The organism is Paeniglutamicibacter terrestris (genome assembly GCF_012271785.1).
In the GTDB taxonomy this organism is placed as follows: Bacteria; Actinomycetota; Actinomycetes; order Actinomycetales; family Micrococcaceae; genus Paeniglutamicibacter; species Paeniglutamicibacter terrestris.
Genome location: NZ_JAAWVT010000015.1, coordinates 58,961 through 70,887, shown reverse-complemented (window position 1 = coordinate 70,887; position 11,927 = coordinate 58,961). Strand labels below are relative to the sequence as shown.

The window sequence follows — 11,927 nt, the reverse complement described above, 5'->3', positions numbered from 1 at the left end:
TGTCTAGCTAAAGATTCTTAGTATCCCTTAGAATTTCTAACTATGGACTTCCCCACGGAGCACCTTCAAACCTTCAAAACGGTAATCGAGGCGGGCACTCTGGAGAGTGCAGCTCGGGAACTGAACATCACGGCCTCTGCCGTCAGCCAGCGACTCAAGGCCCTAGAAAAGCAGGCCGGGAGCATCCTCTTCATTCGTTCTCGTCCGATCCGCACGACGGGCAGCGGCGATGTACTGCTCCGATTGGCCCGAGAGATGCAGCTGCTCTCGATCGAGGCTCAGCGGGCTTTGGGGATGAAACTTGGTCCTAATAGGGAATCAAAGCGCACACAGGTGAGTATCGCCGTCAACGCAGATTCGCTGGCCAGCTGGTTTGCCCCGGTATTTATGGAATTGGCCCATCAAGATCTAATGAACTGCGAGATCCTGCGAAACGATGAGGCACACTCCACTGAGCTGCTTCGCTCGGGCAGGGTCATGGGCGCCGTGACCACCAAAGCCACGCCCGTACAGGGGTGCTCCTCGTTGTATCTGGGTACCATGCACTATCGGGCCATGGCCACGGCCTCGTTTAGGCAGCGATGGCTACCGGGTATTGAACCGCGGGCAGAACTGGCGGCGGCACCGATGGTGAGCTTCGACCGGACAGACGGACTGCAACGGGATTTACGCGAAGCCGTCATCGGCCCCGATCTCGATGTCGATCCGGTGGAACATTTTGTACCAGACTCGCGCGTTTACGTCGCCTCAGTGGCGGCATCTCTGGGCTGGGGAATGATTCCCGATGTCCAGGTTCCGCTGGATGGCAGTTTGCAGAACTTAGACTCCGCGTGGACCAGCGACGTGCACCTCTATTGGCAGCGGTGGAAAGTCCCGTCTCAAACCTTGGAGCTACTCACCACACTGGTGGTTGATGCGGCTCGAGAGGCGGGATTGCAGCGGATGGAGAACACCACACCTTGACCTCTGCACGGAACCTCGGTCATCCAGGAACGGCGCAGGGGACATCCGTGCCCACGGGGGAGAAGGCTCCGTATGGCTTCTCCCCGAGATTCAGCAGGTTATTTGCTGCCGCCGGGCGGACCCACAACTAACAAGACGGAGGTGACAACCGCAACCAAAACAATCCCTACAAGTGCAGCAAGTAGTGGCTTGCGCAGGGCGGTGGCCTGAAGTTTCTCCACGATGCCGTGCGGATCATCGCCGCCCGGTGCCAGGCGCCATGAGTCGCTGAGCATTCCACGACGCAGGATGGACCGCTCGAAGGGCAACGTTGCGAAGGGAATGACGGCCGAGCCCATGCCGAGGAGTCCTTGCACAAAGCTCCAGCGTTCGTTGGCCCAGACGAAGATAGTCACCAAGATATAGGAGATGAAAACCACGCCGTGGACCATGCCGAAGACCCTGACAAATGCGGGTAAATCCGCTGCGTACTTGAGGACCATGGAAATGATCAGCAAGGCCCATGTAACCATTTCCGCTGCTGCCAAAAAACCGTACAGGCGCTTGGGGGAGAGCTTGGAGCGGTTGAGCACCGAAGCGGAACTTGTCTCTGGGGTGGGGCTAACCATAGTGCTGGCATGCCTTTCATAAAGTTGGTGTCAGCACGATGCGCATCTGTGAGGCACAAATGGCGAGGCTGGGTGCAGCAAAGCGGGCGGGCGGCACCCCTCTGAAGGGAAACCTCACGCGGACGACGAACAAGATGACGCCCGCATCCGCGGATCGAAGAATGCTATTTAGCGCCAGCCGGTGGTCATGAAGAACCCGACCATGGCCAAACCGAAGCCAATGACGATATTCCAGCCGCCGATCATCGGGATCGGCAGTACCGTCTGGGAGATGTAGTAGACCATGATCCAAATCAAGCCAAGGATCATCAGCCCAAACATGACAGGCTTGTACCACTTGGGCAATGGCTTATCGTAGGTCTGAGCATCGCTGCCGCCTCGCGGCTTGTTGTTCTTGCGACGAGTCTTGGATTCAGGCACTGCTGCTCCTTGGATGTTCATCAGGCATCGACACGAACCAACGTGCACGTGCTCGACCGGTAGGCTTGTCACTGTGTCGCAAGGAACTAGTTCCTCACGCCACACTTAGTTCCAATACTATCCGCTCTGACTGAAAGCCGCCGGGGTACACGGTGCATCGGAGAGCTGCGAGGGAAGTTCGTATGACACGATTCGCAACGCCGTCGCGGCCCAAAGCGACGGTCAGGCAGCGACTCATGGGCGGATTCGGTGAAATTCTCATCACCTTGGGGATCCTGCTGATCCTCTTTGTTGGGTGGGAACTATGGTGGACAAACCTCGACGCCGACCGCGCGCAAACGCAGGTGACGTCCGAGTTCTTGAAGGACCTCAAGGTGGCAGCGCCGAACTCCAGCGATGCGCCGGAGAAGAACCCAAATCAGAACCCTAACGAGAACTCAAACGAGGGTGATGAGCAGGGTGAGGAACAGAGCAAGGACTTCGGACCTGCCCCCATCACCGCGATTCCGGGCGGGGAAACCTTCGGTATTTTCTATATCCCACGTTTCGGATCCAACTTTGCCCACCCCGTGACCAACGGCGTGGGCATGGATGTGCTGAACACCGTGGGCATCGGGCATTACCCGGACACCCAGTCACCCGGAGAACTCGGAAACTTTGCCGTTGCGGCGCACCGGCAAACCCATGGACAGGTCTTTTGGGACATCGACAAATTCCAAGACGGTGACAAGATCTACCTGCAGACACGCAAGGGCTTCTACACCTACGAATGGCGTAGTACGGAAATTGTTAGTCCCTCCGCCGGTGATGTGCTCTTCCCGGTACCGCATCGGCCGGGAGTCAAGCCAACAACGTCCATCCTCACCATGACTAGCTGTCACCCGCCATTTACTACCCGTATGCGCATCATCGCGTACTCGGAGCTCGAATCGTGGCGGCCTGCCGATGCCGGCGCCCCGGCTGAAATTGCCGACTTGGTGCAAAAGACGATGGGTAACTAGGACACCTCATATGTATTCATGGATCTTCTCGCATCTTCCCGGCCCGCTGTGGGTCCGCATTGTCCTGGCACTGGTGCTGATCGCAGCCGTCATATTATTGCTTATGAACTATGTCTTCCCGTGGCTGAGCCAGTACAGTCCCTGGACCGAATCAACGATTGGCATGATGCTGCTGTGAACGCCCCCAAGATCCTGGTGATCGATAACTACGACAGCTTTGTCTATACCCTGGTGGGATATCTACAGGAGCTGGGTGCCGAAACCACTGTCATCCGCAACGACGATCTGGCACTCTCTGAGGTCATCGAATTGGCTGAAGCTCGTGACGGGGTCCTGGTTTCCCCCGGACCCGGCACACCGGCGGAGGCCGGGGTCAGCATCGAGATGGTCAAATGGTGCGGGTCTCATAACAAGCCCATGCTGGGTGTCTGTCTGGGGCATCAGGCCCTTGCCGAGGCCTATGGCGGAGTAGTTACTCACGCTGAGGAACTCATGCACGGCAAGACCTCACCGGTCTTCCACACCGAGCACCCGATCTTTGCAAATATTCCTAGCCCGTTTACCGCAACGCGATACCATTCGTTGGCCGCTGTACGGTCTTCCATCCCCGCGACGTTGGAAATCACCGCCGCAACGGAAAATGGTGTCATCATGGGGCTCGCTCACCGTGAGGCCCCGTTGTGGGGTGTGCAGTTCCACCCCGAATCGGTTCTCACCGAAGGTGGTTACCAAATGCTCGGTAACTGGTTGGAATCGATGGGATTGATCGGTGCTGCACAGCAGGCATCCACCCTTAGCCCACTGATCCGCGGCATCGGGGCCTAAGCAAGCGCCACGAAAAGAGGGCAGGGAGACGAAAAATCGTCTCCCTGCCCTCTTTTCGTGGCGCTGTCCCGGCATGCTTGGGATATTAGTCGGCCTTCGGATCCTTCGAGGCCTTCGCAGGTTTGCTTGGTTTAGCCTTCGAGCTCGGCTCCGGCGGTGAAGAAGTATTGCTGGATGCCGGCGGAGTAGTGGGTGTCTCCGCAGGTGTCTCCGCTGGCGTCTCACTGGGTGTTGGCGTAGGAGTGGGCGTCGGCTCGGCCGGCTTCACCGCCACTGTGACGGTGACGGTTCCGCCCTGGTCAGTGGTGGTCCCACTTTCCGGACTCTGGTTGATGATGGTGCCGGGTTTAGCGGCGCTGTCTTCTTCCTCTACCTTGGTGATCTGCAACTTGATCTCGGGGTCATCAAGCTTGCTCTTTGCTTCATCCATCGTGAGATTGATCAGCTGAGGTACTGTCACCTCTCCCGTCGAGAGGATCAAGTCAATCGTGGTTCCGACCTTGACCTGCTTGCCGATCTCCGGGGTGGTTCCCACCAACCAGTCGGTGGGAATGTCGGGGTCATTCACCCGAGATACCGAGCCGATGGAAAACCCCATATCCGCGAGGATTTGGCGGGCTCCGGCCTCGGACTGACCAGCCAGCGACTGGGGGAGCTTGAGAGCCTCTGGACCCTTTGAAACCATCAACCGCACTGTGCTGCCCTTACGGACTTCTACGGCGGTCATTGGATCGCTTGCCACCACCAGCCCACTGGCGACATCCTCGTCGAAGACGTCTTCAACCTTGGGCACCAGTTGCAGTGTTTCTAGGGTTGATTCGGCCTTGGCCTGAGTCATTTCGGTGAGTGTTGGTACGGCAACGGGAGCATTTCTTTCGGCTTCCGCACGCATCCAGTTATAGAAGAATAATCCAGAGACCAACATCGCGAAAACCAAGATGAAGGAAATAGCGATGGTCCAGGAGCGTTTGGACTTTGCCCGACGCTCATCGAGTTCACGTTTCAGGCTTTGTTCCCACATCGGCGGTTGAGCCCACTGCTGGTGCTGCTCGCCGACGGGCTCAAGATTTCCGGTGTGCTCAGCATCCCCAGAATTCGATCCAGTGGATGAAGCCAAGGAAACCAGCGCCGGAGTAGCCATGGTGGCAAGATCCTGAGCAGCCGTTGATTGGTCAGCGGCATGCGGTAGCGAAGCCGTGAGCTCCTCGGGTGACAGGGCGATGCCCTGGCAGGCGTTAATGAGGGCGACACCAAACGCCTGCGCGTCATCGTAGCGGTCCTCACGGTCCTTGGCTAAGGCCTTGAGGACCACCGCGTCAAAGATAGGGTCCAGCTCTGGAACTAGCGCACTGGGTTCCGGTGCCTTCTCCCCGACATGCTGGTAGGCAACAGAGACGGGCGAATCGCCGGTGAACGGCGGGCGACCGGTGAACAGTTCATAAAGCAGGCAACCGGTGGAGTACAGGTCGGTGCGAGCATCAACGCTCTCCCCACGGGCCTGTTCGGGTGAGAGGTATTGGGCGGTGCCCACCACGGTCTGGGTTTGGGTCATGGTGCTGGAGGAGTCGGCCAGGGCCCGGGCGATGCCGAAGTCCATGACCTTGAGAGCACCGCGCTCGGTGACCATGATGTTCGCGGGCTTGATATCGCGGTGAACAATACCCATGGAATGTGAGTGGGCAAGTGCCTCGAGCACCCCAAGGACGTACTCGACGGCCAGATCCCTGGTCATTTCCCCGGCCTTGATGATGTCGCGCAGGGTTCGGCCGCGAACGTATTCCATCACAATGAAGGGCAAGTTAACCGTGGATCCGGAAAATTCGTGGGCTTCCTCGCCGGTGTCAAAGACCGAAACGATGTTGGGGTGATTTAGTCCCGCAACGGCCTTGGCCTCACGCCGGAAGCGCGCCTGGACCATGGGGTCACGTGCCATCTCGGCACGCAGTAATTTGATGGCAACCTTGCGCCCCAGCACCTGGTCGACGCCCAGGTGCACGTCGGCCATCCCGCCACGTCCGATGAGTTCCCCCACCGTGTAGCGCCCGTTCAGTATCCGTTCCTCACTCACTGTGAAACCACCCATGCCACCTAGTTATTTGCCGACGTCGGGCCGGTGGACTTGGCGGCACCGGAGCTCGGCGATGGTGGAGGCGTGGTCGCAGTAGTGGCCGTGCTCTCGGTGCTCGGAGTCGAGGAGGTTTCCGCCGGGGTTTCGGACGGAGACGGAGTTGTTGGCGTGGGCGTTGGCGTCGATGTTGGCTCTGGGGGGCCCAGCGACAGGATGTAGGTGATCGTGGTGCCCTCTTCGACCTTGACACCGACGCGCGGGCTCTGGCCAATGACGGTACCGCGAGCCAGGTCGCTTTCCTGTGCCTCGCCCTCGTTAGGTTTCAGGCCCAGCTCCTCCAACGCCGCCGCAGCCTGTTCCCCATCCATGCCGAAGAGGTTGGGAACCGACACCGTGGTCGAAACCGGGGCGCTGGAAGTGGGACTGGACCTCGTTGGAGTGGGTGTTGGTGTCGGCGTAGGTGTCTCCGAAGGGGTCTCCGAGGAAGCCTCCGTGGTTGGCGCCGATGACTCGGGGCTGGAGGAGGTAACTCCCGGGCTTTGGGAAGTTTGAGGGGTATTAGAGCTGGTGAGGATGGGCAGCAGCCAAGCACCAAGGATCGCTAGGACAACCAAGATGATCAGCGCGATCAAGGGCGTGGTCCAGGGACTGCGGCGCTTACGCGCCGGTGCTGGTTCCTCGGCGTATGCCGGTTCGTAGTCACCGGCTGGTTCGTCTTCCCAATGCTGGGAGGCACCCATGACGGAATCGATGTTGCCGCTCTCCGCGCCGCTCTGGGCTCCTGAAACCGGCACCTGAGGCAGGGCGTTGGTGGTGGGAGCCGGCGCGGACGAATCGACCGGCGGAAGGGCAACGGTTTGATTACCCAGCGTCATGGGGGTCTGGCTCATGGCCTGGGTGGAGGCATCCGAGCCGGAGAAGAGGAGCATTCCGGGGACAGCAAGCGTAGCCGTCTCGGGATTACCCGCACGAATGGCATCGGCTGCCACGGCCAAGGCATCGGCGTTGGCCGGCCGATCCGCGGGATCTTTGGCCAACATCGACATCACCAAGGAGCGCACCGGCAGCGGAATGTTTTCCGGCAGCGGTGGTGGGGTGTCATTGACCTGGGCCAGAGCAATAGCGATCTGTGATTCGCCGGTGAACGGACGACGCCCGGCGAGCAGCTCGTAGCCGATCACGCCGAGGGCATAGATGTCGGAGGAACCGGTGGCCTGCTGGCCAGTAGCCTGCTCGGGCGCCAAATACTGGGCGGTGCCCATGACCTGACCGGTTGCCGTCAGCGGCACCTGGTCGACGATGCGGGCAATACCGAAGTCGGTGATCTTTACCCGTCCGTCGGGCAACATCAACAAGTTGCCCGGCTTCACGTCGCGGTGTACCAGCCCCTGAACGTGGGCGGCGGCAAGAGCCTTGGCGGTCTGCGAGATGATCGAGAGGGTGCGGTCCGGAGAAAGCACGCGTTCACGTTCGATGACGGTAGAAAGCGGCGGGCCGGGTACCAGTTCCATGACCAGGTACGCCGAGCTCTCTTCTTCACCGTAATCAAAGACGCTGGCAATCCCGTTGTGGTTCAACAGCGCGGTGTGCCTGGCCTCAACGCGGAAGCGCTGGAGGAATCCGGGGTCGCCGGTGTATTCCTCCTTCAGGATCTTGATCGCGACCAAGCGACCAAGGACCTGGTCCCTGGCCTTCCACACCTCGCCCATGCCCCCAATAGCAATACGTTCGGTCAACTTGTACCGACCGCCCAAGGTGATTCCCGAAATTGGCCTCACTGGTTGAACACCGCCTCTAGAATTTTCTTCATATTGGGACTGGTCAACGAGGAACCAGTCTTGAAATCAATCTTTTCAAAAACTATCGTCACGGCTACTTGCGGGTCATCCGCCGGAGCGAAACCAGTGATCCAGGAGTTCACCAGATCGGAGTTGCCAATTTGTGAAGTACCGGTCTTAGCAGCGATATCCAGCCCAGGAACCTGTGCTCGCACCGCGGTACCGCTCTTAACCGGGCCACGCATCAGATCGGTGACCTTGTCCGCGATGTCCTTCGTGGTGGCCGTGCTGAAGGCCTTGGGTTTGCTTTCCGAAAGCACCCGAAGATCGGGGGCGATCACCTGCTTGATCAAGTTCGGTTCCATAATGACCCCGTCATTGGCGATACCCATGGCAGCCATGTTCATTTGCATGGCGGTGGTTTTTACGTCGAACTGGCCGATGACTGACTGTCCGAGCTGTGCTGCGTTCAGTTCGCTCGGGAAAACGCTGGGGACAACGCTCATCGGAATCTCGACCTGCTGTCCGAAGCCGAAGCGCTCGGTGACGTCTTGGTAGGTTTCGGCCCCAAGGTCTTGGCTCATATTCACAAACGGGGTGTTGCAACTCTGCGCCACGATGAACGCCAAGGTTGCCTTAGTTTGAGCGGCGCAATTGCCGCCGTAGAAGTTCCCTAGCTGCGTATTGGTGCCTGGGAGCGTTACCTTTGCCGGGTTGTCAAGCATGGTGTCCGCCGTGTACTTGCCAGATTCAAGGGCAGCAACCATGTCAAAAATCTTGAATGTTGAGCCCGGCGCCGTGAGGTTGCCGATCGCAGGATTCCGGTAGGGGCTCAAACCATCAACCTTGAGCAGCTTGGACATATTGTCAGCAGCCTTGGACGAGCTGTGGACGGCCAACAGGTTGGTGTCATAGCTGGGCTTTGACGCCATGGCCAAGATATTGCCGGTCTTCGGCTCGGAAACGATGATCGTTCCACGGGTGCCGTCGGGAATCAGACCATAAACGTACTTCTGCAGTTCCCCATCGATGGTCAATTCAACGGAAGCACCCTCGTTGGCCTTGCCGGTAAAGAGGTTGATCATCCGGTCGAAGAACAGATCCTGGCTGTTGCCGGTCAAAACATCGTTCATCTTGGATTCGAGCTGCGTTGACGAGTTGCTCAACGAGTAGAAGCCGGTCAGGTGTGAGTAGAGTTCCGGATCCGTGTAAACGCGCTGGTAGTCGAACTGGCCATCGGAGGGGACAGACTCGGCGATGGGCTTGCCGTCAACCAGGATGGCCCCACGAGGCAGATCAAATTCTTTAAACAGCTGGCGGTTGTTCAGGGCATTTTCACTGAGATCTTTGGCAGCGAAGAACTGAACGTAGCTCAGCGACCCGAGGCTCAACACGAACAGCAGCATCACCGCGATCCAGGTATTACGAATGGCTTGATTCATCGCTGTGACTCCTTTCGCTTGCCAAATAAGCCGCCGCTGCGCGGCGCCCTGGTGGCGACCTCGGCGGTGGCCGAGACACCGGAAAGGATCGGTCTGCGGGAATTATGAGAAATCAAGAGCAGCAAGGCAACAATGATCCAGTTCGATAGCAACGATGAACCGCCGGCAGCCATGAAGGGTGTGGTGAGGCCGGTCAACGGGATCAACCGGGTGACACCGCCAATCACCACAAAGCACTGCAGGCCGACGGTGAAAGACAATCCGGTGGCCAAGAGCTTGCCGAAGGTGTCCCGGGATCCCAAGGCTGCACGCATACCGCGGCTGACCAAGATGAGATAACACAGGACAATGGCACTGAGGCCAATAAGTCCCAGCTCCTCGCCCAGAGATGCGACGATCATGTCACTGTTGGCCAGCGGCACCATATAGGGACTGCCGTTACCCAGTCCGGTACCCAACAATCCGCCGTTAGCGAGCCCGAAAAGCCCCTCAACGATCTGACTGCTGCCACCTTGGGCGTGGAAAATCTCGGGATCAAAGGCGTTCAACCAGCCGTTGATGCGTCGGGTCACGTGACTCATGGTCAGGTAGGCGAAGGTTCCGCCGCCTGCCAGCATGAGCACGCCGATGACGATCCAGCTCACGCGCGCTGTGGCAACGTAAATCATCACCATGAAGAGGCCGAAGAACAGGATCGACGAACCAAGGTCGCGTTGGATCACCAAAACACCGATGCTGACCAGCCAAGCGACAACCATGGGGCCGAGATCTCGGGCTCGAGGCAGCTGCAGAGGGCCAAACTTTCGGCCGGCAAGCAGGATCAGCTCGCGGTTTGAAGAAAGATAGCCGGCAAAGAATATTGCCAGGGTGATTTTCGCCAATTCACCGGGCTGGAAGGACAGGACCGAACCAACGCGGACCCAGATCCGTGCACCGTTGATGATGACGCCTAAGCCTGGGATCAGTGGAAGCAGCAGCAACAAGACCGATGCGGCCAAGGCGATATAAGTGAAGCGACGCAGTACGCGATGATCGCGGATGGCCCACAAAACGATCATGGCAATCACCATCGCGACGCCCGTCCATAGAATCTGGCGGAAAGCGGCGTCGGTGGTGCGTGCTAGGTCGATTCGGTGGATCATGGCTAGACCAATGCCGTTAAGGGCAACAGTCACCGGAAGTATTACCGGATCGGCATACTTGGCCCAGATCCGCAGAATTACATGGAAAACAAGGGACAGAGCGGCCAGAATGAGACCTTGGCTGATGAACTCCTGACTCATGCCACCATCGCTGTTGATGCCCACCAGATAGTAGGCAGCCATGGCGACGGCCAGGGCGAGGAGCAACAGCAGCAGTTCCATATTTCGCCTGGAGACGGGCGTGGTTTCCAACTCGCTCACGGGGTGATCTCCTGGCAGTAAGGGGGCAGTACCGGCACGTTGCCCGCCGCTTGCGGATTCTCCGGAACGATGACCGGGCAACGTTGCTTTGCAGTGACCAGCAACTCGTTGACCATGGTTTGTGCGTGGGCCAGATCCGGTGCGGGGATAGCCGTCTTAATGCGCTGCTGGGTGTACACCGGCAGAGCATCCAGCGGGATATCCGTCACCGAATCCACGTGCGAAAGCTTGATGGGGCCAAGATCTTGAGCCACACCGCGGAAGATCGCGACATGACCGTCTTGGTTGCCAACGAAGTATTGGGTTTGGGTCCACAAGTAGCCCCAGCCACACACCACTGCCAAAATCAGCGTCATCAGAGCCAGGAAGGTCGGCACCAGCCAACGCCGCTGTCGGAACGAGTCCGTTGCGGCCGCGTTGTTACCCGCTGCCGACTGCTCATCAGGGGTCTTGTGGGTCAGGATGGCCGCAGCACGCTTTTCGCCCGAACGCTGGGTGACGATCGGCAGATTGCCGGTTTTGGTCGCCAGCTCGGCAGAACCCACCAACAAATGGGGGCGCTTGGACATTTCGTGGCGGATCAGCGCTGCGCTGGCCTCGAGGTCTCCGCCGACGGCGATGGTCAGCTGTCCGGTATCGGGAGCTGGCTCCGCAAATCCATCGGCTTGGAGCTCTGGTTCTAGGACGTTTTCGGGGCTGTCCTCGACGATTTCAAAGACCACGATGGTCACGTTGTCGGGGGAGCCGTGGGCCAGCGTGGTTTCCACGAGGTCCTCAACGGTTTCCTCGAGGGATGCGGTGCCGCGCATGATGCGTTCGGTTATGGAGTCGGGAACAACGGCATTCAAGCCGTCGGAGCACAACATCCACCGCTCACCGACCTGGACGGGGTACTTCGCGACGTCCAATTCGGGGCTGGCATCCGAATCACCGAGCACGCGGAGCAAGACGTTCTTGTGCGGATGTATTTCGGCTTCCTCGGGCCGCAAACGGCCCTCGTCAACAAGCCGTTGGACAAAGGTGTGGTCGTGGCTGATCTGCTCAAAAACGTCGTTTTTCAGACGATATGCGCGTGAATCTCCGATGTGTGCAAATTGCAGGACGTCACCGGTGAGCAGCATGGCAGTCACGGTGGTTCCCATGCCCGAGAGTTTCGGGTTAGCGTTCACCAATTCGTTCAAAACCAGATTTGCTGCCTGGATTTCATCGGGCAGCACAGTTTCGGGATCGGGAGTTTCGGGCAGATCGAGGTGAACCAAGTCCAGCACCGTGGAGGCGCTGGCGACATCGCCACCGACGTGGCCACCCATACCATCGGCCACGACAGCCAGATAGCGGCCCACATAGCCGGAGTCGTCGTTTTTGGAACGCACCTTGCCAACATCGCTGCGCGCCGCAAATTTCAGCATCAAGGCCATA

The 11,927-nt window shown here is 58.8% G+C and carries 11 protein-coding genes; 4 read left to right on the top strand and 7 right to left on the bottom strand.

The window, feature by feature from the left end:
* Positions 1-42 precede the first annotated feature (42 nt).
* The gene (locus HED64_RS19110) at positions 43-963 is read left to right on the top strand and encodes an ArgP/LysG family DNA-binding transcriptional regulator (protein ID WP_168153532.1); all 921 of its coding nucleotides are present in this window, start codon (positions 43-45) and stop codon (positions 961-963) included.
* A gap of 98 nt (positions 964-1,061) precedes the next feature.
* Here the strand turns inward: HED64_RS19110 and HED64_RS19105 are convergent, their stop codons facing one another.
* Positions 1,062-1,571, bottom strand: a complete 510-nt coding sequence (locus HED64_RS19105) for a DUF3817 domain-containing protein (protein WP_168153531.1) — start codon at positions 1,569-1,571, stop codon at positions 1,062-1,064.
* Positions 1,572-1,739: 168 nt separating this feature from the next.
* The gene (locus HED64_RS19100) at positions 1,740-1,991 is read right to left on the bottom strand and encodes a cell division protein CrgA (protein WP_342590779.1); all 252 of its coding nucleotides are present in this window, start codon (positions 1,989-1,991) and stop codon (positions 1,740-1,742) included.
* Positions 1,992-2,173: 182 nt separating this feature from the next.
* Here HED64_RS19100 and HED64_RS19095 point away from each other — a divergent pair, with 182 nt between their 5' ends.
* The 3 genes from HED64_RS19095 to HED64_RS19085 are packed head-to-tail and all read left to right on the top strand — an operon-like array spanning position 2,174 to position 3,817.
* On the top strand, positions 2,174-2,992 hold the full coding sequence (locus HED64_RS19095) for a class E sortase (RefSeq protein ID WP_168153529.1): 819 nt from the start codon (positions 2,174-2,176) through the stop codon (positions 2,990-2,992).
* Positions 2,993-3,002: 10 nt separating this feature from the next.
* Positions 3,003-3,170: a hypothetical protein gene (locus HED64_RS19090; RefSeq protein ID WP_168153528.1), complete on the top strand. Its 168-nt coding sequence runs from the start codon at positions 3,003-3,005 to the stop codon at positions 3,168-3,170.
* The gene (locus HED64_RS19085; protein ID WP_168153537.1) at positions 3,167-3,817 is read left to right on the top strand and encodes an anthranilate synthase component II; all 651 of its coding nucleotides are present in this window, start codon (positions 3,167-3,169) and stop codon (positions 3,815-3,817) included. The genes HED64_RS19090 and HED64_RS19085 overlap by 4 nt, the downstream gene beginning before the upstream one ends.
* Positions 3,818-3,902: 85 nt before the next feature.
* Here HED64_RS19085 and pknB read toward each other — a convergent pair whose 3' ends face one another.
* From pknB to HED64_RS19060, 5 genes are read right to left on the bottom strand one after another with little or no spacing between them, the layout of a single operon-like run.
* Positions 3,903-5,900: a Stk1 family PASTA domain-containing Ser/Thr kinase gene (gene pknB / locus HED64_RS19080; RefSeq protein ID WP_168153527.1), complete on the bottom strand. Its 1,998-nt coding sequence runs from the start codon at positions 5,898-5,900 to the stop codon at positions 3,903-3,905.
* Positions 5,901-5,905: 5 nt separating this feature from the next.
* On the bottom strand, positions 5,906-7,663 hold the full coding sequence (locus HED64_RS19075) for a protein kinase domain-containing protein (protein WP_168153526.1): 1,758 nt from the start codon (positions 7,661-7,663) through the stop codon (positions 5,906-5,908).
* Positions 7,660-9,105, bottom strand: coding sequence for a peptidoglycan D,D-transpeptidase FtsI family protein (locus HED64_RS19070; RefSeq protein WP_168153525.1), 1,446 nt, complete (start codon positions 9,103-9,105; stop codon positions 7,660-7,662). The genes HED64_RS19075 and HED64_RS19070 overlap by 4 nt, the downstream gene beginning before the upstream one ends.
* Complete coding sequence (locus HED64_RS19065) at positions 9,102-10,508, bottom strand: FtsW/RodA/SpoVE family cell cycle protein (RefSeq protein WP_218817633.1); 1,407 nt, start codon at positions 10,506-10,508, stop codon at positions 9,102-9,104. Before HED64_RS19065 ends, HED64_RS19070 begins: the two co-directional genes overlap by 4 nt.
* Entirely contained in the window at positions 10,505-11,917 is a 1,413-nt protein-coding gene (locus HED64_RS19060; protein ID WP_245326104.1) for a PP2C family protein-serine/threonine phosphatase, read from the bottom strand. Before HED64_RS19060 ends, HED64_RS19065 begins: the two co-directional genes overlap by 4 nt.
* Positions 11,918-11,927: the final 10 nt, after the last annotated feature.

Coding starts and splice junctions, on each gene's coding strand:
- HED64_RS19095 (WP_168153529.1), top strand. CDS start 2,174: ATGACACGATTCGCAACGCCGTCGCGGCCCAAAGCGACGGTCAGGCAG.
- HED64_RS19070 (WP_168153525.1), bottom strand. CDS start 9,105: ATGAATCAAGCCATTCGTAATACCTGGATCGCGGTGATGCTGCTGTTC.
- pknB (WP_168153527.1), bottom strand. CDS start 5,900: ATGGGTGGTTTCACAGTGAGTGAGGAACGGATACTGAACGGGCGCTAC.
- HED64_RS19060 (WP_245326104.1), bottom strand. CDS start 11,917: ATGCTGAAATTTGCGGCGCGCAGCGATGTTGGCAAGGTGCGTTCCAAA.
- HED64_RS19105 (WP_168153531.1), bottom strand. CDS start 1,571: ATGGTTAGCCCCACCCCAGAGACAAGTTCCGCTTCGGTGCTCAACCGC.
- HED64_RS19110 (WP_168153532.1), top strand. CDS start 43: ATGGACTTCCCCACGGAGCACCTTCAAACCTTCAAAACGGTAATCGAG.
- HED64_RS19090 (WP_168153528.1), top strand. CDS start 3,003: ATGTATTCATGGATCTTCTCGCATCTTCCCGGCCCGCTGTGGGTCCGC.